The organism is Ruminococcus sp. (assembly GCF_024684275.1).
On the sequence record NZ_JAIKXF010000007.1, the window covers coordinates 1 to 21,932 of the forward strand.

Consider the following 21,932-nt stretch of genomic DNA (forward strand, 5'->3'; position numbering starts at 1 on the left):
AAATGGCTATGATTTCGGCGTTATCCGCTTCAATACCGCTCATGAGAAGTACTTCACCGACTTCCTTGCAGAAAAGAATCTGGACAGCAAGCTCCTCTGGGAGTTTGAAATGCTGGCGGTAATGTCCGCCGAGCACCCTGCTGCAGGAGCTGACAGCATAACCTACGCAGACCTGTCCTGCAAATATATAGAGCTTGGACAGGGCGATGACGCAGTTCCCTATGTTTCGGGAGCTGTTGAGAAGCTCTACGCCTCTAACCGTCCTGCTGACGTGCCTGTGAGAAAGGTATGTATGTATGACCGCGGAAGCGCTCTGGACTTCCTGCTGACCGTGCCGCAGGCGTTTATGATGGACTCGCCTATGCCTGCAAGCCTTTGCGGAAAGTACGGTCTGGTGCAGAGAAAATGCGCATTCCCCGACAACAGCTACAAGGACTTGCTCATATACACATCGGGACACAAGCTCTCGGAAAACGAGCTCAAACTGGTGAACCGCCTGTATGAGGTAAGAAATGAGAGCGCCTTTGCGGAGTATAAGTGATATATTTGCTTCGGAATAAGAATATTCTGCGCAGGAATAACCGCAATAAGTTAATTTCACGAATATGAGGACGGCAAAAGCCGTCCTCTTTTACTATTTCCCACTGTTTTACCACGCAGACAAGGCAAAGTCTGACAGCGCAAAAAAAGCCTTTTGAAACTTTAATATCGATATTGGAATATCGATATTCTACTGTTATATTTGTGCAGCATGGTTTTGTGTGATATAATATTCAATATATCAATGCAGCAGCTGTATCCTGGGAGATCAATGGGGATATCACGGAATTCTCCCTGTGCTGTAAATCTATTCGCAAGGAAGGTATGGACTAATGTTTGAAATTCTTGAAAAAAGAAGCCTCAACCCTACTGTTACCCTTATGCGCATAAACGCTCCTAAGGTAGCAAGAAAGGCTGAGCCGGGACAGTTCATTATTTTAAGAACAGATGCCGACGGTGAGCGTATTCCTCTCACTATCGCTGATTTCGACCGCCAGAGCGGCTCGGTCACTATCATTTTCCAGATAGTAGGCGCTACTACCGAAAAACTCAATCACCTTAATGAGGGCGACTGCCTTCAGGACTTCGTAGGTCCTCTCGGCAGAGCTACAGAGACAGAGGGATTAAAGAAAGTCGCTGTCGTAGGCGGCGGCGTAGGCTGCGCTATCGCTTACCCTGTAGCAAAGAAGCTCCATGAGCTTGGCGTCGAGGTACATTCAATAGTCGGCTTCAGAAATAAGGACCTTGTTATCCTTGAGGACGAATTCAAGGCTTCAAGCTCAAAGTTCGTGCTTATGTCCGATGACGGCACAGCAGGCGAAAAGGGACTGGTAACAGACGCCCTCAAAAAACTCATCGACAGCGGCGAGAAGTATGACAGAGTCATCACTATCGGTCCTCTTATAATGATGAAATTCGTCTGTAAGCTCACAAAGGAGTACGGTGTACCCACTGTTGCTTCCATGAACCCCATTATGATAGACGGTACAGGTATGTGCGGCGGCTGCCGTCTGACAGTAGGCGGCGAGACAAAGTTCGCCTGCGTTGACGGCCCCGAGTTCGACGGTCATCTCATCGACTTCGACGAGGCTATGGCAAGAGGAGCTATGTATAAGCCCTTTGAGCGCCATGCTTACGAAGAAGCCTGCAATCTGTTCAAGGAGGTAAAGTGATATGGCTAATATGTCACCTACAAGAAATGAAATGCCTGTACAGGCTCCCGACGTAAGAAACAAGAATTTCAGCGAGGTAGCTCTCGGATATACCGAAGAGCAGGCTATCGACGAGGCTAAGAGATGCCTTAACTGCAAGAACAAGCCCTGCTCAACAGGCTGTCCCGTACAGATAGATATACCTGCATTTATCGCTCAGGTGGCTGAGGGTAATTTCGCAGAGGCATACAAGATAATCACAAAGTCAAGCTCACTCCCTGCTGTCTGCGGCAGAGTATGTCCACAGGAGACACAGTGCGAGAGCAAGTGCGTAAGAGGCATAAAGGGTGAGCCTGTTGCTATCGGAAGATTAGAGCGCTTCGTTGCAGACTGGCACAACGCTCAGCCCGAGACAGCTCCCGAAATACCTGCAAAGAACGGTCATAAGGCTGCTGTTATCGGCTCAGGTCCTTCAGGTCTTGCCTGCGCAGGCGACCTTGCCAAGAAGGGCTATGACGTTACTATATTCGAGGCTCTCCACGTTGCAGGCGGAGTTCTCTCCTACGGTATCCCCGAGTTCAGACTTCCAAAGTCTATCGTCCAGAAGGAGATAGGCGGTCTCAAGGCTCTGGGCGTAAAGGTAGAAACAAACACTGTTGTCGGCAAGACTATCTCAGTTGACGAGCTTATGAATGAGGAAGGCTTCGAGAGCGTATTCATCGGCTCAGGCGCAGGTCTCCCAAGATTCATGAATATCAAGGGCGAGAACCTCAACGGCGTATACTCAGCAAACGAGTTCCTCACACGTATCAACCTCATGAAAGCCTATAAAGAGGGCAGTGCTACTCCTATCAAGGCAGGCACAAAGGCTGTTATCGTAGGCGGCGGAAACGTTGCTATGGATGCTGCCCGCTGCGCTAAAAGACTGGGCGCTGAGGTATACATCGTATACAGACGTACAGAGGCTGAGCTCCCTGCAAGAGCCGAGGAAGTTGAGCACGCTAAGGAAGAGGGAATCATCTTCAAGTTCCTCACAAATCCTATAGAGATACAGGCTACAGAGGACGGCTGGGTAAAGAGCGTTCACTGCCAGCAGATGGAGCTTTCAGAGCCCGACGCTTCGGGCAGAGCAAAGCCTGTTCCAATAGAGGGCGCATTCGTTGATATTGATGCTGACTGCGTTATCATGTCTATCGGTACTTCGCCCAATCCGCTCATCAAGTCAACTACAGCAGGTCTCGACACCCAGAAGTGGGGCGGTATCATCGCTGACGAGGACGGTCTTACCTCTAAGGAAGGCGTTTACGCAGGCGGCGACGCTGTAACAGGCGCTGCTACGGTCATTCTCGCTATGGGCGCAGGCAAGAAGGCTGCTGCTGCTATGGATAAATATATGCAGAATAAATGAGCCCTCTGACGGAGGTATAAAATGGACAAAAATATTACCTCACAGACTCTCTCTCGTCTGCCTCTTTACTTCAATTATCTCAGGTCGCTTCCCGAGGAAAAGAAAAAGGGCAATATCTCCGCAACGGCTATTGCCGAGGCTCTGAGACTCAACGATGTACAGGTGAGAAAAGACCTCGCCTCTGTGAGCAGCGGCGGCAGACCGAAGGTGGGGTATCTTACCTCAGAGCTGATGAATGATATAGGCAGATTCCTCGGCTTTGAAAACCGCGACAGAGTGGTTGTGGCAGGCATGGGCAACTTCGGCAGGGCTATGCTGGAATACAACGGCTTTGAGGCCTACGGCTTTGATATAGTATGCGGCTTTGACCACAACAAGGACAGAGTCGGAAGCTCTATAAACGGCAAGCCTGTACGCCATATTGACCAGCTGGAAAGCTTCTGCAAGGAAAATGATATACGTATAGGTATCATCACCGTGCCCGAAACAGCGGCACAAGAGGTCTGTGACCGTATGGCAGAGGCAGGGATAAAATTTATCCTTAACTTTGCCGCAGTACATCTCAACGCTCCAAAGGGCGTTGCGGTGCATAATGAAAATATTTCCCTCACTCTTGCAATGCTTGCAAGGTGCAGCGCGAGCTGAACCGGCTCGACCGCTTTTCATTGCAGCTCTTAAACTTGCTTGCTGTCATCAGGAGCAATGGGCGAACATTGCTTACGATATATTATGTGGGAATAATAAAAGGACTGCTTCAGGGGGCTCCCCTTGGCAGTCCTTTTTAATTTTAACCGCAAAAAATCGTATAACTTTTTTGTCACTTTTATTGACTTTGAAGAACATTTAAGCTATAATGGGCACATAGATCAAAGCCAGGGAGGTATAATTATGGCTGCTATAAATTCTATTCAACCCAATGCTGCAACTCTGACTCCTGACGCAAACAAAAAGAGATCAAAAGTACTGCTGATAATACTTCTTGTTCTTTTTATAGCTGCATTATTATTCTTCGGGATCTCATTATGCAAAGCTCTGCCTCACACAACCAATGAATATTATTATAAGCTTATATCTAAATTTGAAGTAGATTCTCCCCACAATACTGCTGTCACAAGTGCAAAGGAATATATCAGCTCATTAAGAATGAAGGCTGTTATCGACGGCGTGGTGTCTGCTTTTTCCTTTATCGGTTCTGTTTTCTGTATTTTTGCTTTAAAAAAGAAAAATAATGCCGATTGAAATGTTGGATACAGTAAGAGGACTTCTGACGGTATATTTCGGATTTTCCGTGTCCTATCGAGGTGCTTGAAGGTGTATCGACGATATAATTTGAAAAAAAGGGCGCCTCAGGCGTCCTTTCAGTTTGTCGAAAAAGACTTTTTTATTGTACATTTGCAGGCTGATGCGGACATCAGCCCCTACTTTTCCACTTTGCAGACAAGAACAGAGAACCCAGAAAAGCTGTCCACCAGCGGCGTACAAGCGTATTCACCAAAAACACAGTTTTTACTGCGGTGAAATTCGACTTTCTGTCAATTGATTTCATACGTGAAATAGCATATAATATATATTGCTATAAAATTATCAATGTAATAAAGGAATGATATATATGAGTAATAAGGTCGTTAAGTTCGGCGGAAGTTCCCTTGCCGATGCAAATCAGTTCAGAAAGGTAGCCGCTATCATCAAGAGCGATGACAAGCGCAGATACGTTGTTCCCTCTGCTCCGGGAAAGAGATTCTCCGACGACATCAAGGTAACAGATATGCTCTATAAGTGCTGTGAGCTGGCAAGCAGCGGTGTGGATTTCTCTAAGGACTTCCAGATGATAAAGGACCGCTACAACGGCATTATTTCCGAGCTTGGCATTGACCTTTCCCTCGACGCTGAGTTCGACGCTATCACTAAGGAGCTGAAGTCCCGCCCTACAAAGGACTTCGCAGCAAGCCGCGGTGAGTACCTCAACGGCAAGGTACTGGCTAAATATCTTGACTTCACATTCGTTGATGCCGCTGACGTCATCATCTTCGATACAAACGGCTCACTTCTCCTTGACGACACAGTAAAGGCTGTACGCGATAAGCTCAAGGGACTGGATAACGCTGTTATCCCGGGCTTCTACGGCAGAACTACAGAGGGCTTCATCAAGACCTTCTCACGCGGCGGCTCTGATGTTACAGGCTCTATCATCGCAAACGCCGTAAAGGCTGAGATATACGAGAACTGGACCGATGTTTCAGGCTTCCTCGTAGCTGATCCGAGAATAGTTGACAAGCCCGACGTTATCGAAGTCATCACATACCGTGAGCTCCGCGAGCTTGCTTATATGGGAGCATCTGTTCTCCATGAGGACGCTATATTCCCTGTGCGCTCAGCAGGTATACCTATAAATATCAGAAACACAAACGCTCCCGAGGACGCAGGCACTATGATCGTCGGTGACGATTACAACTTCAGCAAGGAAAGCCTCAGCCACACTATCACAGGTATCGCAGGCAAAAAGGGCTTCAGCACTATCAATATCGAAAAGGCTATGATGAACAACGAGGCAGGCTTTGGTATGAAGGTGCTCAAGGTCCTCTATGACAACGGACTTTCATTTGAGCATATGCCATCAGGTATCGACACCATGAGCATTACCCTCAGCACTGAAAAGCTTGATCCTGTACGTGACAAGGTGCTTGCAGATCTCCGCAAGGCAGTTGCTCCGGATCACCTCGAAATAGAGGACGGTATCGCTATACTGGCAGTCGTTGGACGCAGAATGAAGAATACACGCGGTACTGTTGCCCGTATATTCGCTTCTATGGCTCATGCGCGCATCAACGTTAAGATGATAGATCAGGGCTCCAGCGAGCTGAACGTAATCATCGGCGTAAGCGAGAACGACCTCCCCGAAGCTATCCGCAGGATATACGATATGTTCATCAATTCAGAAAAGCAGTAAAAAATGCAGCCTATAAGGCAGATTCCCATATAAAATATTTGCCCCTGAGTGTTAAAAAGCACTCAGGGGCATTGTGTTTATTATGATTTAGCCCATTAGGAAGCGGCTTCGCCGCCCCTCTTAGTTCTTAGCTCTTAGTCCTTATCACTTAGCTCCGTCTACCAGATAAATGAACTTAACACTGCCGTCCATTTTATCCGAAATGCCAGAGTAGCTGTTGTACTCCTGTGAAGCCTCTCTCAGCGCCTTGAATGTATCTATCATCTCAGGGAGAGCCTTGTCAACTGCGCCTGTGAGGACTGATACGCCCTCGTCGTTGAATTTTATCATACCGTCATTAAGCTCCTTCGCACCGTCCTCCAGCTTCTGAGTACCGTCCGTGAGAGTTTTGCTGCCGCTCTTCAGAGTACCGATACCGTTGTAAAGAGCCGCAGAACCGTCTGAAAGCCTGCCTGCGCCGCCGCTGAGAAGCTTTATTGAATCGTAAAGAGTCTTAGCGCCGCCGCTGAGCTGTGAGCTACCGCCGTACAGCTTAGCAAGTCCGCCGTCAAGGTCTGCCGCACCTGTGCTGAGCTGACCAAGACCGCCATTGAGCGTAATAGAGCCCTGTGCGAGCTGTGCAAGACCGCTGTCCAAAGCAGCAGCGCCGTTTGATAGCTGTCCGATACCGCCGCTCAGGTCAACTGCTCCCTGCGAAAGCTGTCCGAGACCTGCATTGAGGGCTGTATTTCCGCCGCTTAACTGTTCTATACCTTTTATAAGTGAATCCAGACCGCCGATGAGCTGACCGCTGCCTCCTGCCAGAGTACCGATACCGCTGTCCAGTGCAGCTGCGCCTGTGCTAAGGTCTGCTGCGCCCTTTGCAAGCTGTGAAACAGAGCCTGAAAGCTGTGAAGCGCCTGATGCCAGTGCCTTGCCGCCGTCGTTAAGGGAAGCAAGCCCCTGCTGCAATGCCGCAGAGCCGCCCTGTGCAGCCTCAAGACCTGTATTGAGCTGACCAAGTCCGCCGCCAAGCTGTGCTGCGCCGTTCTTTACAGAAGCCGCGCCTGTGCTGAGCGCTCCGCCCTCTGCCATAGAAGCGGATATCTGCTTCTGACCGTCGATAGTCTGCTGTAACGTTCCTATCGCCACAGCAAGCTCCTGTGAGGGAGACTGCTGATATAATGCCTGTAAAGCTGCAAGAGCCTGCTCATTTGCTGTGATAGTAGTATCCAGAGAAGCACCTGCCTGTGCGATACCGTCACTGAGCTGTGAAGCCCCTGTGCTGAGAGCCTCCGCGCCGCTTACCAGTGAAGCTGCGCCTGTCTTTGCACTTGCAATACCCTCTGCAAGGCTGTCTGCACCGTTCTTAGCAGAGCCTATTCCTGCCGACATCTGTCCTGCGGATTCACTGAGCTTTGCTGCGCCGTCATCAAGTGCAGCCGCACCTGCCCCAAGCTTTGCAGAGCCGTCCTTGACCTGCTTGCTGCCGTCCGTGAGCTTGCCTACGCCGCCGCTGAGAGTATCAGCTCCTGCCTTGAGAGCTGCTGCGCCCTCGTCTGCCTGTCTGAATCCCTCTGCCATTGTGTCAGAGCCTGCCTTTGCGTCCTTGAGACCGCTGCTGAGAGCCTCTGCGCCTGCGCTTACCTTGCCGAAGCCGTCAACCAGTGCCGCAGAGCCGCTTTTCGCAGAGCCTATGCCCTCAGAGAGCTGTGCTGCTCCGCCGCTGACCTGACCGAGACCGTCTTTCAGCTTTGCAGAACCGTCCTTTGCGCTTCCCAGACCAGCCTCAAATGTACCTGTTGAATCCGAGAGAGTTTTAGCTCCGTCTGCAAGCTTCTTTGCGCCGTTATCAAGGTCAGCCGCACCCTTTTTCAGCTCCGCAGAGCCGCCGACGAGCTTATCTATGCCGCTTGTGAGGTCTCCTGCGCCGCTGTTCAGCTTCTTGACTCCGTCATAGAGAGAGGCTGTACCGTCGGTGAGCTTCTTAGCACCGTCACTGAGCTCCTTTAGCTTGCCCATTACATCGTCTATATCAACTGTCTCATCAAGGTCAAGCTGTGAGAATACCTCGTTTGATACAACTGTTACAGAGGTGTTCATCTCGAAGCCTCTTACATCTGCGGAAAGCTCAAAGCTTTCGGGAATATCAACGTCAAGTCCCTCTATACTGCCGAGGTCAAGGCTCTCGCCAAGTCCCGGGAATGCCATGCCCACAACGATGAGCTTTTCGCCGTCGGAAATGACTCTGCCGTTTGTGACCTCAACATTGAGGTACTTATCTGTGCTGAGAAGAGCTGCACTTGCAGCCATAAACGGCGCATAGATCTCCTTGTCAGTGCCGCCTATCCTCTTTGTGACCTTCTGATTGTTCTTGTATGTCCAGCGGATAACAAGGTGTCCGCTCTTGCCCACGATACTCTCGGGAGTTACCTTCTTACCGTCAAGGAAATACTCCATAGCAACGTCAACAGGCAGGTCCTTATTGCAATTGCCCTTGTAGTAGATGTCGTCGCCGTCAGCCTTCCAGCTTATATTCTCGCCTGATACCTCAAAGGTCTCGTCACCCTTGACGTTGACGATGTCGCTGAGGTCTGAGATATCGGATATACTCGACAGTGCAGGAGCATTTTTAAGCCAGTCGCTGACAACTACGTTCTTTACGGAGGAATCGCTGTTGCAGAGAACATAAACTGTCTCGTCCTTATAGGCATTATCGCCGCTGTCAGTTCTTGCAGGGCTCTCTGCTGTCTCATTTTTCTCCTTGACCTGCGGAGCGTCCTTCTCCTTGCTGCTGTTTGCGTATGCTATAGAGCCTGTAGCGCCTGCGGAAACTGCCGCAGCTACAAGTGCTGCCATTATCTTACTGAGCTTTTTCATATCCATCTCTCCTTTATATGTGTATGTGTTACAATTTAGATACGGCTTAATGCGCGGAATAAAAATCGTGCTCCACAAGAAGTGAAACGCGAAAAAGCCTGCGGGGGCTCCCCACTAATGCCATTAAGCGTTTTTGAATCTGTATGTGTACTTTTCTGCCTTTGGCATGAAGCCTGCGCTTGTCTTGCAGATAAGCTTATCAAATACCATGAACATTGACGGCAGTGTTACTATTACTACCACCATTGAGATAAGCGCACCTCTTGCAAGGAGCATACACAGCTCTGAGATAAGTCCGATATCCGAGTAAACGGCAACACCTACTGTAGCAGCAAAGAAGCCCAGAGCCGATGTGATTATGGACTTTATTGAGGTGCTGAGAGCGATGCCCACTGACTCCTTTTTGTCCTTGCCGCTGTGTCTCTCTGTGCGGTATCTCGTTGTCATGAGTATAGCATAGTCAACTGTAGCGCCAAGCTGTATGGTCCCTATTACTATAGGAGCTATGAATGACAGCGTAGAGCCTGTATAGCAGGCTGTGCCGAGGTTTATCATAATAGCCAGCTCTATGACCGATACAAGGATAACAGGCAGTGATATTGACTTGAAGGTAAATGCTATGATAAGGAATATAGCACCTATTGAAAGCAGATTTACCACCTTGAAGTCCTTATCGGTGATAGTGATGAGGTCCTTTGTTGCAGGAGCCTCGCCTATGAGCATACTGTCGGGATCGTACTTATGGGCAATATCATCTATCTTGCCGACCTGAGCATTTACCTCGTCAGAGGCTACCTCGTACTCAGAGCCGATAAGCATTATCTGCCACTCGTCGCTCTTCAGGACATCTCTTATCTCGTCGGGAACGACCTCCTCGGGAATAGCCGAGCCTACCAGCGAATTGAAGCCTGCCGCAAACTGAACTCCGTCCACATCCTTTATTTCGGCAAGCATTTTGTTTGCGTCCTTAGCGCTCATATCCGAATCCGCCATGAGGATATGTGTGCTGTTCATGCCGTACTCCTCAGCAAGCTTTGTATTAGCGATAACGCTGTCAAGATTTGCAGGGAGTGTGCTGTCCAGCTTATAGTAAACGCCATAATGGCTGTTGCCGTAAAGTGCAGGGATAAGTACAACTATAGCCGCTGTAAGGAATATCCACGAGTTTTTCACGATAAATGAAGATGTGCGCTTGAATGCAGGGAGGAAATCCTTGTGTGAGGTCTTTGCTATAGCCTTGTCAAAGACAAGTATCATCGCAGGAAGAACTGTTACACAGGCAATAACGCCGCATACAACGCCCTTTGCCATTACCACGCCAAGATCAAGACCAAGTGTGAAGGTCATAAAGCACATTGCAAGGAAGCCTGCGACTGTCGTGAATGAGCTTCCCACAACAGATGTGATAGTAGCGGCAATAGCGTGTGCCATAGCCTCCTGTCTGCTGTCAGGGTAGTAGCTCTGCTGCTCCTTGTAGCTGTGCCACAGGAATATTGAATAATCCATTGTAACACCCAGCTGTAGTACCATTGCAAGAGCCTGTGTTATAAAGGATATTTCTCCGAGGAATATGTTAGAGCCAAGATTCCAGACTACCGCAAAGCCTATGCTCAGCATGAAGAACAATGGTATAAGGAAAGAATCCATAGTTACCATAAGCACTATGCTTGTGAGAGCTGCCGCGATCACCGCATAGATAAGAGTCTCGCTCTGAGTGATCTTTTTCATATCCAGAGTAATAGCGGACATACCGCTTACAAAACACTGCTCAGAGGCTATCCCTCTTATTTCCTCAACGGCGTCAAGAGTTGAGTCAGCCGAGGTGGTATCGTCGAAAAATACCGCCATCATTGTATTGTCGCCCTTGTTGAAGAAATCGTAAATATCCGCTGGGAGGATCTCCTTCGGGATATTGCAGTCTGTCATGGACTGATAGCATACCACATTTGAAACGTGATCTACTGCCTCTATCTTATCGGCAGTCTCCGCCACTTCCTTGTCGCTCATTCCCTCCACCATTACAAGGGAAAAGCCGCCCTGACCGAACTGCTCTTTGAGGATATCCTGTCCCACCATAGTATTTATGTCCTTTGGCAGATAGGATAGTATATCATAGTTTACACGGGTCTTCAGATAACCCATTGCCGAGGGCAGAAGCAAAACAATGCCGAATATGAGTATCAGGGCTCTGTGTTTTGCTATCCATTCACCGAATTTCAGCATAATATCAATCCTTTCTTTGTGTATTTCCCGAGCATATATTGAAAGTCCGCCAGCCGTTATACCTTTAGGAGAATAAAGCATACTGTTTTGGGAAAGAAACAGAAAATGAATTGCTGAGCGGACATTCAATATACGCCCGATTATCGTTGTTATTACATAGTATATTACAAAAATGACCGTTAGTCAACTGCAACTCTGTCAAAAAATGACTTTCGGTCATATTTTTGTATACCTGCACAATTTGACATCTGAAATATCGTGACCGTTGGTCATTTTTGTACCCTTGACAGTCACTGTTTTTCGGGATATAATAAGTAATGTAAACTCAGTTCAGGCGGCGCAGATTATTTAATTTAACCTGTATGACAGATCCGAAATCAAATGCGAAATGCCGTCCTCGGTATTCTGCACAAAATCAAATGATAAAAAAGGGAGGGGTGTCTTAATGGGCAAGGTCGATACTAACAAAAAACTCAAGGAAAACTCACTGCTGAAAACAGCATTCGAGTTCTTTACCACAAAAGGCTTCAGCAAGACCTCCATAACCGACATCGTAAGTAAGGCAGGAGTTGCAAAGGGAACCTTTTACCTTTACTTCAAGGATAAATACGACATAAGAAACAAGCTTATATCACATAAATCCAGCCAGCTTTTCAAAAACGCAATGGCTGATCTGGGCGGTCAGCTGGACGGTCTCCCCTTTGAGGAAAAGATGATAAGGATCATAGACCATATCATCAATCAGCTCACAGAAAATCAGGCTCTGCTGACATTTATCTCGAAAAATCTGAGCTGGGGCGTATTCAAGAACGCCATAAATTCACCTATATCCGACGATGACGCAGACTTTTCCACCATATACGAAAAGATACTTTCCGAAGCACCAAAGGGCATAAGATCACCTGAGATAATGCTGTTTATGATAATTGAGCTGGTTAGCTCTACCATATATTCCGCCATACTCTACAAGGAGCCCTGCTCCCTTGAAAAGCTCAAGCCCTATCTGTATAACACCATAAAAATGATAGTCGCACAGCATGAGGGAACCAGCATTAAGCAATAAAAAAATAGCAAAAGGCAGTCCGATCGGACTGCCTTTTGTTTATTTTTTATATCACAGCAAATATAAAAGAGATGCCCTGTTTTTTGAAGCCCTTAGCCTTCAGGAAGCGGAGTCACCGCCCATACAATTGGCTAACCGCTAAAATCATCACCTTGTTATGTTTTTAAGCCATTTATACTTCATGTAATGCTTGTATACCGCAGGTATTTTCACAAATTCGTCCAGCGTGAGTATGAATGCTACCGCAAGGACAGGTAATTTCAGCCAGAAAGCCGCTATCAGCCCCATTGGCACCACTACACACCCGAGCGTTACAATATCGCATATCATGCCGAATCGGGTGTCTCCGCCTGACGGGAATATACCGCTTATGATAGTTGAATTCAATGAATTTCCGATAATGTAATAAGCCGCCATGAACATCATATACTTCAGGTAATATTGTGCCTGCGGATCAAGAACTATAACTCTCAGGATAATCGGTGTCAGCGCAAGTATGACCACTCCCGAGCCTGCTCCGATAAGAAGCGAAAGCCTCACGAACTTTCCGCCAGCCTTTTTGGCAGCTTCTATCTCATTTCTGCCAAGCATACCGCCGATAACGATACCTACACCTGCGGCAATGCCCCAGCAGAGGCTGGCTATCATGCTGCGAACTATGCTTGCAATGGAATTTGCCGCAACAGCGTCACTTCCCAACCTGCCCATGATGACAGAATACATGGTAACTCCGCCGCCCCAGCCAAGCTGATTCAGCAGTATCGGCAGGGTATATCTTATGTAGTCCTTATGCAGAACGGCTTCATTAAGGCGGAAAAGCATACCGACACGAAGCGGCGGACACTTGCCGCGAAGCATTACCACAAGGATAAACACGCACTCAAAGGCTCGCGCAAGTACCGTCGCTAAAGCCGCACCTGCTATGCCCATTTCGGGGAAAGGTCCGATACCAAAGATAAGCAGACCGTTTGCGATAATATTGAAAATTACGGAAAAGCTTCCGATAAGGGAGCTCAGCCCTGCGCAGTCGCAGACCTTCATAATGCCGAAATAAGCCTGCGAGAAGCCTGCAAGCACGTATGAGAGAGCTACAGTGCGCAGATAAACTCCGCCAAGACGTATGAGCTCGGGCTTGTTGGTAAATATCCGCATTATGTATTCAGGAATTATAAATGCCGCCAGAGTGAAAAAAGCTCCCACAATGAGAGAGTATCTCATGGTAATTGCGAGGACCTTCTCGACGGTCATGTGATCCTTTTTACCCCAGTACTGAGCCGCAAGGACATTACAGCCCGACACGAAAGCCATAAAAAACAGACTGTACACAAATGCCGCCTGACCTGCCAGCGACGAAGCCGACAGCGAATCCTGATCCATAAATCCCAGCATAAAGGCGTCCGAAGCCGATACCAGTGATGACATAAAGTACTGGAAGGCAATGGGCGCAACTATTTTAAACAGATTTTTGTATAATCCTTTATCTTTCATATATCTCCTTTTTCTCAAATAAAAATCATTATTAATGATTTTTATTTGTTTAGAGTTGAGAATTTAGAGTTGAAAGTTATGGTATCGCCTACGGCGATAAAATTTAAATAAAATGTGAGCAAGCGAATACTTTAACTCTCAACTCTCAACTTGCGACTGATAATATTCGCCCCTACATTAGGTCATTTGAGGTTATTTCGTAAGGCACGGACGCACACTGTGCGCCCCTACAAAATGACGAAAAAGCTGCCGCACAACTGTGCAGCAGCCATATTGCTTATTAAACAGCAGCCTTATCGCTTTCGGGCTTTGTTTCCTCAGCCTTGTCAGGCACGCTTACCTTTTCGATATCAGCGCCCAGCGCACGAAGCTTGCCCTCCATGCAGTCATAGCCTCTCTCGATATGGTAAATATCCTCTATCTCGGTGACGCCGCTTGCAGCCAGACCTGCGATTATCAGGGCTGCGCCTGCTCTCAGGTCACAAGCCTTTACGGGAGCTCCCATAAGCTTGCCTGTACCCTCGATAAGAGCGACCTTTCCGTTTACTGTTATATCTGCGCCCATTCTTCTGAGCTCATCAACATAGCGGAAACGCTGTTCCCAGATATTCTCGGTGATAATGCTTGTACCCTCTGCAAGACAGAGAAGCGTAGCTATCTGAGACTGCATATCAGTAGGGAATCCGGGGTGCGGAGCAGTCTTGATATTGGTCTTTACAAGAGGACCGTCCACCCATACTCTGATACTGTCGTCGAACTGTTCTATGTTCACGCCGATCTTTTCAAGCTTCTTTGTGATCGACTCAAGATGCTTTGGTATAACGTTCTTTATGAGGACATCGCCCTTTGTAGCGGCAACTGCCACCATGAAGGTGCCTGCCTCAATCTGATCGGGAATGACCGCATAGGTAGTACCGTGAAGGTGCTCGACGCCTCTTATCTTGATAACGTCTGTACCTGCGCCCATGATGTTTGCGCCCATAGAGTTGAGGAAGTTTGCAAGGTCAACGATATGCGGCTCCTTAGCAGCATTCTCGATAACGGTAAGTCCCTCAGCCTTTACAGCCGCAAGCATAGCGTTCATAGTAGCTCCGACGGTAACAACGTCGAAGAATATCTGATTGCCGCTGAGCTTATTTGCGGTAAGGTCTATCATGCCCTGACTGAGGCTGTAGTTAGCACCGAGAGCTGTGAAAGCCTTTAAATGCTGATCTATCGGGCGGTCACCCAATGGACATCCTCCGGGCATAGAAACTCTTGCCTTATTGAATTTTCCGAGGAGTGCTCCCAGGAAGTAATATGAAGCGCGCATTCTTCTTGCATACTCATAGGGTACGCAGAACTTATCTATTGTAGTAGGATCGATCCTGTAGGCGTCCTTGCCTATATTCTCGACCTTTGCACCCATTTCCTTGAGGATCTGGATACATATTCTGACATCGCTGATGTAGGGTACATTTTCTACGATACATGGTTCATCTGAAAGAATAACTGCGGGAAGAATAGCTACAGCCGCATTCTTGGCACCGCTTATTGTGACTTCACCCTCAAGGCGTCTTCCGCCTTTTACAACAAACTTATCCAAATATTTTCTCTCCTTATTTTTCGGGTATCTTTATCTTTTCCCGAATTTCTTTCTTTTGTTCCTCGGCATGATACGCCGATAATTCACACAATTTGGTATTCAGCTAAGATCAATTTTTATCATAATCGGAAATATCAAAGCGAACAGGCTCGTCCTTATATTCCGAAACCTTAACGTACTCTATAGTAACGTCCTTAGTCGGCTTATCACCTTCGCCCACCTCAACGTTCTGGACATCGAAAACGATGTCAAGTCCGTCGAATACCTGACCGAAGATAGTATAGCTTCCGTCAAGCCACGGTGCACCGCCGTTTTTGGAATAAATTTCCTTTTCGTTTTCGGTAAAGAAGTAACCGCTGTCCTCCAGCTGTTTTATCTGGTCGCCGTCATACTTCTGACCTGTAACGATATAGAACTGGCTTCCGCTTGAAGCAGTCGAGCCGCTGTTTGCGTATGCAACAGCGCCTGCGGCGTGGATAAGATGGGAATCTGTACCGTCGTCAAAGCCCTTTTCGTATATGGACTCACCGCCTGTACCGTCGCCCTTAGGATCGCCGCCCTGTATCATGAAATCCTTGATAACTCTGTGGAATGTAAGGCCGTCATAATAGCCCTTTTCGGCGTGTTCCAAAAAGCTTGGAACGCCCTTTTCGGCAAACTCGGGGAAGAGCTTGATCTTTATCTCTCCGTCATAGCCCTTGAGCTTCATGGAAACGATCTTTTCGCCCTTTCTCGGAGCTGTGAAGTTAGCTATTGAGATATTCTCCTTGCCAGTAGCCTGTCTGATAGCTTCGCCGTCTATCTCGTCGTATTCGTCGAGATACCAGTGTATCTCCTCGCCGTTATACTCGCCTACAGTAACCGAATCCACGATAACATCTCTGAACGGCATACTGCTCTGAGCATCGACTGCTACGTTCTGTATCTTGAATATAACATCGAGTCCGTCGATGACCTGACCGAAAACGGTGTAATTGCCGTCAAGCCACGGAGCACCGCCGACCTTTTTATATATAGCCTTTGCGTTGTCGGAGAAAGCATAGCCTGCCGCCGCAAAGTCCGAGAAATTCTCATCTGTGGGGACTGTACCTGTTACCACATAGAACTGGCTTCCGTCAGTAGAGGTACCGCCGCTGTTTGCATAAGCAAGAGCACCTGCACAGTGGATAAGGTGGGGATCAGTACCGCCGTCGAACTTTCCGCCCCAGATACTTTCGCCGCCCATGCCTGTGCCTTCGGGATCGCCGCCCTGTATCATGAAGTCCTTGATGACTCTGTGGAACTTGAGTCCGTCGTAGTAACCCTTTTTAGCCAGCTCGACGAAGTTTTCAACGCCCTTGTCCGCATATTCGGGGAAGAGCCTGAACTTTACCGCACCATAATCCTTGATATTCATAGTAACTATGGTATCGCCCTTCTGTGGAGCTGTAAAATTTGCTATATCAACATTTTCTGCTGTAAGAGGCTCTGTTGACGCCTCTGTGGTATCTGTCCCTGAGGAACTCGTCGTACCAGAGGTGTTTGAAGCGGAACTGCCGCTTTCCTTGTTATCCTTGCCGCATGATGTAACGGCAGAGAACACCAGAGCTGTGCAGAAAATACCTGCAAGAATTCTTCTAAACATGATTTCACTCCTTGAAAACGTGAAACTATACTTCAACTTATATATTATACACCACAAAAAACGTTTTGTAAAGAGTTTTCGCAATTTTTTGTATTTTTCAGACAAACAGAGCAGTTAAAACATGGTGATTTATTCTGAAAATCAACGGTATACTGTTATTTCTCAGCCTCTGCCTTTGCTTCCTCAGCAGCGGAATAGGTGCCTATAACAACAGATTTTATCTTCACGTCCTGCACAGGGACTTTATAAGCGCCCATCTCCTGTACTTCGAGGCTTGCCAGCTTCTCTACCACGTCCATGCCCTTATATGTCTGACCGATCACAGTCATCTGCTGAGAGAAATTCGGAACGCCGCCATGCTCGATAAAGGCATCTGCCAGCTTTTCGCTTTCTGAGTAGTCTCTGATCTCCTGCTTGAACTCGTCGCTGAACTCCACTGTATTCAGTGTCATAAAGCGGCTTCCGTTATAATATGTGCCGCCGCCGAGAATTTTCTGCTTAAAGCTTCTTTCAAAAGTGGTATTCATTGCCAAAACAGCACCCTTGAATGGCCACAGGTCCTGATGAAGCTCTCTCTCGACCAGCTCATGGGAATTATCATTAGCATTGCCGTTTTTATTGGGAGCACCTGCTGCTGAGTAAACTCCGCTGTCCGAATGGAAAATATAGGTGCCGTTATAATAGCCCTGCTTTGCCAGCTCTGTAAAGTTAGCGACCGCATTCGGGGAATACTGCGGATAGAGCACGAATCGGTATTCGCCAAGAGTAGTATCCACAATAGCGATAGGATCGCCGTCCTTAGGGGGATCGAGCTGAACCAGCTTCATGGTCTCGGCTTCAATGGTGATGTAGCTGTTATTACGTGCCACAAGGGTGTTCCTGAGCATTATCACCAGTGAGGAAACGCCCATTATAAGAGTAAATATCAGCACAAGTCTGACAGCATTGTTCTTTTTAAACATAAAATTATCCTTTCAAAAGCATACTGTTTTTATTATACCCAATAAGCCGGGCTTTGTCAACTATATCGGAGAGCATTGTCCGCCATATATTCTAAATTCTCAATAAAAAAACGGGCTAAAAAGCCCGTTTCTTACATATCATTTCGATTTTCCAGCGCTTTGAACAGCGTCACCTCGTCGGCATATTCAAGTATACCGCCAACAGGAAGTCCGAATGCCAGCCTTGTGACCTTTATGCCCATAGGCTTCAGCAGACCTGCTATGTACATCGCCGTTGCGTCACCCTCTACAGTGGGATTGGTAGCCATGATGACCTCCTCGACGCCACCCTCGGCTATCCTCGCAAGAAGCTCCTTGACTCTGAGCTTATCGGGGGTTATGCCGTCCATAGGCGAGAGCAGACCGTGAAGCACATGGTAAACGCCGCCGTACTCTCTTGTACGCTCAAAGGCTGTAACGTCCTTTGGGTTCTCGACAACGCATATAACGCTCCTGTCGCGCTCGGGATCGTCGCAGATAGGACAAATATCCCTCTCTGTGAGGTTCTGGCAGCACTTACAGCAGTGAACGTTTTTCTTTGCGTCGATGAGCGCCTTTGCGAAGTCCTCTACCGCCTCGGTATCCATAGACATTACGTGATACGCAAGTCTCTGGGCAGATTTCATGCCGATACCGGGAAGCGACGCGAACTTCTCCGCCAGTATGACCAGCGGCAGCGCGTTATGATCCGCCATTTTTATCAGAAAAGACCGGGGAGAGATACTCCGCCTGTGATCTTGCTCATTTCTGTCTCTGTAGTAGTCTCAACGTTGTTTATAGCTTCGTTTACAGCGCTGATGATAAGATCCTGAAGCATATCTATATCCTCGGGGTCAACTACCTCGGGCTTGAGTGTGAGAGACTTGATAGTCTTCTTGCCTGTGATAGTTACCTCAACTGCACCGCCGCCTGCTGTAGCAGAGAACTCTCTTGCCTCAATATCCTCCTGAAGCTCAGTGATCTGATCCTGCATCTTCTGAGCCTGCTTTATCATCTGGTTCATGTTCTGAGCGCCGCCGCCGTTGATATTCTTAGGTATTCTTGCTTTCATCTTAAAATTCTCCTTTGAAAATAATAATTCTTAGTTTTATATCAAGCAAATTATTCTTGTTTCAGTCTGTCAATAAACGTATTTTAAGGGAACGCCTTCACTTGCAAGGCGTTCCCTCTCAAAAAACAGTCCGCCGGACTGTTTTTTGATTCACCCTTTGCGAAGCGCCTTCGATATTTGGGCTCTGCCCAAACCCGCCAGAGGCGCTGCCTCTGGACTCTGCCAAAGGAACACAGTCCCTTTGGAATCCCTTTCTTAGGTAAAACCGTTTTTCAAACTGAACCAAATTATATTTGCTTTTAAGCTTACTGATTCTCAACAGCCGTTTCTATCTGACTGTCCACAGCCTTTTTTATGAGACTTTCCGCAAGGTTTTTCTGCTCTGCAACAGTTGTGGCGCACCTTGCCTTGATTATGAAGCGCTGTCCGAGAACGTTTGTGATAGCCGCTCCCAGAGAATTAGCATTCTCCTTGACCTTGAAAAGCTCCATGAAGAAGCGGTTCTGAGCGGTTATAAAGATATAGTTTCCTGCTGTACCTGCAAAGGAGCCGTCAAGGCTTCCTGCAACGGCAGGATTGATATTCCTGAACTCGTCCAGAACATCGTTCCAGCGCTCACAGGGGATAATATCCTCAGGCTTGAGCTTCTTTATATCTATAGTGGGGATAATTTTCTCGTCCGCAGGAGCAGCACTTGCCTCAAGCACCTCTCGCTTTTCCTCAGCAGGCTGAACACCTGCCGCAGATCTCGGAACAGTATTTATCTTATCCTCCAACTGTTTTATTTTATCATATATTTCAGAATTGTCAATACTTTCCGTCGTATTCTTTACATTTCCGCAAAGCTTTATGAGTGACATCTCGAACTCAACACGCTTGTTCATAGCCCTCTGCATACGCTCGCGGCACTCCTGTAAGGCTGATAGCCTGTCCATGACTGTGGGCAGGTCAGACTTATCCGCAACAGCCTTTAGTCTTTCAAGCTCATCAGGCATACAAACTATGAGCTTATCCGCCGTATCGGGGGAAGCCTTTATGAGCATGACATTTCTCAGCTGAGTTATAAGCTCCTCGCAGAGCCTTGTGAGGTCCTTTGACATATCGTAGAGGTCTGCGGTTATGGAAAGTGCCTTTGGGGTATCAGAGTCCGATACCGCGTCAAGCATATCATAGAGATAGTCTCTGCCTGCGATACCTGCGGCATTTGAAACAGCCTCGGCATTTATGGTCTCTGCGCATACCGAGCACTGGTCAAGAAGGGATACCGCGTCACGCATACCGCCGTCGGCAAGCTTTGCTATCATAGCCGCTCCGTCCTCAGTGAGGTCCAAGTCCTCCTGCTGAGCGATATAGCTTATTCTGGCGGCGATGTCCTCCGCCTTTATCCTGCGGAAATCGTAGCGCTGACAGCGTGAAACGATTGTTGCAGGGACCTTGTGTATCTCGGTGGTGGCGAGAATGAATTTCACATACGGGGGCGGCTCCTCCATAATTTTCAGCAGGGCGTTGAATGCGCCCGGCGAGAGCATATGCACCTCGTCTATGATGTATATTTTATATGTGCCGCGCTCGGGAGTATAAACTGCCGCATCGCGCAGGTCACGGATATTGTCAACGCCGTTGTTAGAAGCCGCATCTATCTCAACTATATCGGTAAGAGCTCCGCTGTCTGCGTCGCGGCAGATGTCGCATTCGAGGCAGGGATTGCCGTTCTTCATATTTCGGCAGTTCACAGCTTTTGCAAGGATACGGGCACAGGTAGTCTTACCTGTACCGCGTGAGCCTGTGAAAAGGTATGCATGGGCGGTCTTTCCGCTGATTATCTGGTTTTTCAGAGCTTCTGTGGTGTATTGCTGAGATATGACGTCATCAAAGGTCATAGGACGCCATTTGCGGTAAAGAGCCTTATACACAGCCTTTCCTCCTTTACAGTTTTTTTATGAATTCGTCCTTTTGCAGGGCTACTGTTCCCTTGTAGTACTTCATAAAGTCTACGGGATTTTCGATATTATGGACTATCGCCAGCTTATACAGTCTTTCGGCTTCCTCATAGTGCCCGAGGAGCACATTTGCGATAGCTGCGCCTCCGAGGGCATTTGCGTAGTCCTCGTGCCGCTCAATCGAGTCATTGAACCATTTCAGAGCGGTCTCGCCGTCGTATTCTTTAAGATAGACGTTGCCCATTTCACATCTGAGCTTGCTGTGATATTTGTAGCCGTCCTCCTCCATAAGGCTCTCATAGATAGCCGCAGCGCGCTTGGGATCTCCGTTTATGGAGTAGCACCTTGCTATGAAAATAGGCAGCTCAGGGATATAGAATCCGTTCTCCTGAGCGTTTTTATAGCATATTATAGCATTGGGGTAAGCATCAAGTATATCGTAGCACCGTCCGCGATAGAACTCATTTACGGCAGTTTCCTGCTTGGAAAGTCCGTTTTCCTCTCTGCCGAGGTCTGTGAAAGCCTCAAGAGCCATACGGAAATTGTTCTTGTGAAAGAGGTTCAGACCTTTCTCAAAGCGCCTTGATTTGCGGTTTATCCCTGTAAAAGCATTGCCGATGAGATCGTCGTCGAACTGGTGGAATATGCTCCTTTTGAATCTTATTATCTCAAAAAACGAAAATGAGATCCATTGCAAGAGAAAAATGACCGCCATATACATAGAAACAACTGAAAAGGTCACTTCCTGCTCACCGAAAAATATCATCGCGGTAAATATTATCAAGGATAATACAAAGGAGACTGCAAGAGCCTTCGGGATACTGCGCCAGAAACACAGCAGGACGCGCCTTGTCCGTGCTGCAAGAATGGAACGGAACATTCTTATCCCCCCTATCAAAGAAAAATTCCGGAACATAGATGTGCAGGCTTGCTGCGGCACACAACACGCACCGCTTAATGCTGCTCGGTCTCCCGCCTGACATGGTTCACGGGGTCTTGTTGCACAGGGCCCACACATCTATATTTCGGAATTTCACACCCGTTTATACGAG

General features: G+C 47.8%; 16 protein-coding genes, 1 other RNA gene and 1 pseudogene. 7 read left to right on the forward strand and 11 right to left on the reverse strand.

Annotated elements, in window-relative coordinates; all coding sequences use genetic code 11:
* From K5677_RS00595 to K5677_RS00620, 6 genes and pseudogenes are all read left to right on the forward strand, one after another.
* Positions 1-541, forward strand: a pseudogene (locus tag K5677_RS00595) (hypothetical protein); the annotation flags it as partial.
* Positions 542-872: 331 nt separating this feature from the next.
* Entirely contained in the window at positions 873-1,712 is an 840-nt protein-coding gene (locus K5677_RS00600) for a sulfide/dihydroorotate dehydrogenase-like FAD/NAD-binding protein (protein ID WP_028514004.1), read from the forward strand.
* A gap of 1 nt (position 1,713) precedes the next feature.
* On the forward strand, positions 1,714-3,099 hold the full coding sequence (gene gltA, locus K5677_RS00605) for an NADPH-dependent glutamate synthase (RefSeq protein WP_296723493.1): 1,386 nt from the start codon (positions 1,714-1,716) through the stop codon (positions 3,097-3,099).
* A 21-nt stretch (positions 3,100-3,120) separates the two neighbouring features.
* The gene (locus K5677_RS00610; RefSeq protein WP_296723495.1) at positions 3,121-3,744 is read left to right on the forward strand and encodes a redox-sensing transcriptional repressor Rex; all 624 of its coding nucleotides are present in this window, start codon (positions 3,121-3,123) and stop codon (positions 3,742-3,744) included.
* A 123-nt stretch (positions 3,745-3,867) separates the two neighbouring features.
* Complete coding sequence (locus K5677_RS00615; RefSeq protein ID WP_296723497.1) at positions 3,868-4,338, forward strand: hypothetical protein; 471 nt, start codon at positions 3,868-3,870, stop codon at positions 4,336-4,338.
* A gap of 370 nt (positions 4,339-4,708) precedes the next feature.
* A complete protein-coding gene (locus K5677_RS00620; protein WP_296723499.1) occupies positions 4,709-6,046 on the forward strand; it encodes an aspartate kinase in 1,338 nt (445 codons plus the stop codon).
* Positions 6,047-6,190: 144 nt separating this feature from the next.
* Here K5677_RS00620 and K5677_RS00625 read toward each other — a convergent pair whose 3' ends face one another.
* Both K5677_RS00625 and K5677_RS00630 read right to left on the reverse strand, forming a co-directional pair.
* Entirely contained in the window at positions 6,191-8,905 is a 2,715-nt protein-coding gene (locus K5677_RS00625; RefSeq protein WP_296723502.1) for a hypothetical protein, read from the reverse strand.
* A 123-nt stretch (positions 8,906-9,028) separates the two neighbouring features.
* Complete coding sequence (locus K5677_RS00630; RefSeq protein WP_296723504.1) at positions 9,029-11,128, reverse strand: MMPL family transporter; 2,100 nt, start codon at positions 11,126-11,128, stop codon at positions 9,029-9,031.
* A 445-nt stretch (positions 11,129-11,573) separates the two neighbouring features.
* Here K5677_RS00630 and K5677_RS00635 point away from each other — a divergent pair, with 445 nt between their 5' ends.
* The gene (locus K5677_RS00635) at positions 11,574-12,191 is read left to right on the forward strand and encodes a TetR/AcrR family transcriptional regulator (protein ID WP_296723507.1); all 618 of its coding nucleotides are present in this window, start codon (positions 11,574-11,576) and stop codon (positions 12,189-12,191) included.
* A gap of 147 nt (positions 12,192-12,338) precedes the next feature.
* On the opposite strand, the gene K5677_RS00640 is transcribed toward K5677_RS00635, so the two are convergent.
* The 9 genes from K5677_RS00640 to ffs all read right to left on the reverse strand — a co-directional run bounded on the left by K5677_RS00640 (position 12,339) and on the right by ffs (position 21,896).
* Positions 12,339-13,679: an MATE family efflux transporter gene (locus K5677_RS00640; RefSeq protein WP_296723509.1), complete on the reverse strand. Its 1,341-nt coding sequence runs from the start codon at positions 13,677-13,679 to the stop codon at positions 12,339-12,341.
* A gap of 280 nt (positions 13,680-13,959) precedes the next feature.
* The gene (locus tag K5677_RS00645) at positions 13,960-15,264 is read right to left on the reverse strand and encodes a UDP-N-acetylglucosamine 1-carboxyvinyltransferase (RefSeq protein WP_296723511.1); all 1,305 of its coding nucleotides are present in this window, start codon (positions 15,262-15,264) and stop codon (positions 13,960-13,962) included.
* Positions 15,265-15,373: 109 nt separating this feature from the next.
* A complete protein-coding gene (locus K5677_RS00650) occupies positions 15,374-16,888 on the reverse strand; it encodes a peptidylprolyl isomerase (RefSeq protein ID WP_296723514.1) in 1,515 nt (504 codons plus the stop codon).
* Between the two features lie 155 nt (positions 16,889-17,043).
* Positions 17,044-17,850, reverse strand: a complete 807-nt coding sequence (locus K5677_RS00655) for a peptidylprolyl isomerase (RefSeq protein WP_296723517.1) — start codon at positions 17,848-17,850, stop codon at positions 17,044-17,046.
* Between the two features lie 131 nt (positions 17,851-17,981).
* Positions 17,982-18,584, reverse strand: a complete 603-nt coding sequence (gene recR / locus K5677_RS00660) for a recombination mediator RecR (protein ID WP_024861208.1) — start codon at positions 18,582-18,584, stop codon at positions 17,982-17,984.
* 5 nt (positions 18,585-18,589) lie between these two features.
* The gene (locus K5677_RS00665; protein ID WP_296723520.1) at positions 18,590-18,940 is read right to left on the reverse strand and encodes a YbaB/EbfC family nucleoid-associated protein; all 351 of its coding nucleotides are present in this window, start codon (positions 18,938-18,940) and stop codon (positions 18,590-18,592) included.
* A gap of 305 nt (positions 18,941-19,245) precedes the next feature.
* Entirely contained in the window at positions 19,246-20,853 is a 1,608-nt protein-coding gene (gene dnaX / locus K5677_RS00670) for a DNA polymerase III subunit gamma/tau (protein ID WP_296723523.1), read from the reverse strand.
* 13 nt (positions 20,854-20,866) lie between these two features.
* Positions 20,867-21,760 (reverse strand): tetratricopeptide repeat protein, encoded by an 894-nt coding sequence (locus tag K5677_RS00675; RefSeq protein WP_296723524.1) that lies wholly within the window; start codon positions 21,758-21,760, stop codon positions 20,867-20,869.
* A gap of 37 nt (positions 21,761-21,797) precedes the next feature.
* Positions 21,798-21,896: signal recognition particle sRNA small type (gene ffs / locus K5677_RS00680), an RNA gene on the reverse strand.
* Positions 21,897-21,932: the final 36 nt, after the last annotated feature.

Coding starts and splice junctions, on each gene's coding strand:
- K5677_RS00600 (WP_028514004.1), top strand. CDS start 873: ATGTTTGAAATTCTTGAAAAAAGAAGCCTCAACCCTACTGTTACCCTT.
- gltA (WP_296723493.1), top strand. CDS start 1,714: ATGGCTAATATGTCACCTACAAGAAATGAAATGCCTGTACAGGCTCCC.
- K5677_RS00610 (WP_296723495.1), top strand. CDS start 3,121: ATGGACAAAAATATTACCTCACAGACTCTCTCTCGTCTGCCTCTTTAC.
- K5677_RS00620 (WP_296723499.1), top strand. CDS start 4,709: ATGAGTAATAAGGTCGTTAAGTTCGGCGGAAGTTCCCTTGCCGATGCA.
- K5677_RS00625 (WP_296723502.1), bottom strand. CDS start 8,905: ATGAAAAAGCTCAGTAAGATAATGGCAGCACTTGTAGCTGCGGCAGTT.
- K5677_RS00630 (WP_296723504.1), bottom strand. CDS start 11,128: ATGCTGAAATTCGGTGAATGGATAGCAAAACACAGAGCCCTGATACTC.
- K5677_RS00635 (WP_296723507.1), top strand. CDS start 11,574: ATGGGCAAGGTCGATACTAACAAAAAACTCAAGGAAAACTCACTGCTG.
- K5677_RS00640 (WP_296723509.1), bottom strand. CDS start 13,679: ATGAAAGATAAAGGATTATACAAAAATCTGTTTAAAATAGTTGCGCCC.
- K5677_RS00650 (WP_296723514.1), bottom strand. CDS start 16,888: ATGTTTAGAAGAATTCTTGCAGGTATTTTCTGCACAGCTCTGGTGTTC.
- K5677_RS00655 (WP_296723517.1), bottom strand. CDS start 17,850: ATGTTTAAAAAGAACAATGCTGTCAGACTTGTGCTGATATTTACTCTT.
- recR (WP_024861208.1), bottom strand. CDS start 18,584: ATGGCGGATCATAACGCGCTGCCGCTGGTCATACTGGCGGAGAAGTTC.
- K5677_RS00665 (WP_296723520.1), bottom strand. CDS start 18,940: ATGAAAGCAAGAATACCTAAGAATATCAACGGCGGCGGCGCTCAGAAC.
- K5677_RS00675 (WP_296723524.1), bottom strand. CDS start 21,760: ATGTTCCGTTCCATTCTTGCAGCACGGACAAGGCGCGTCCTGCTGTGT.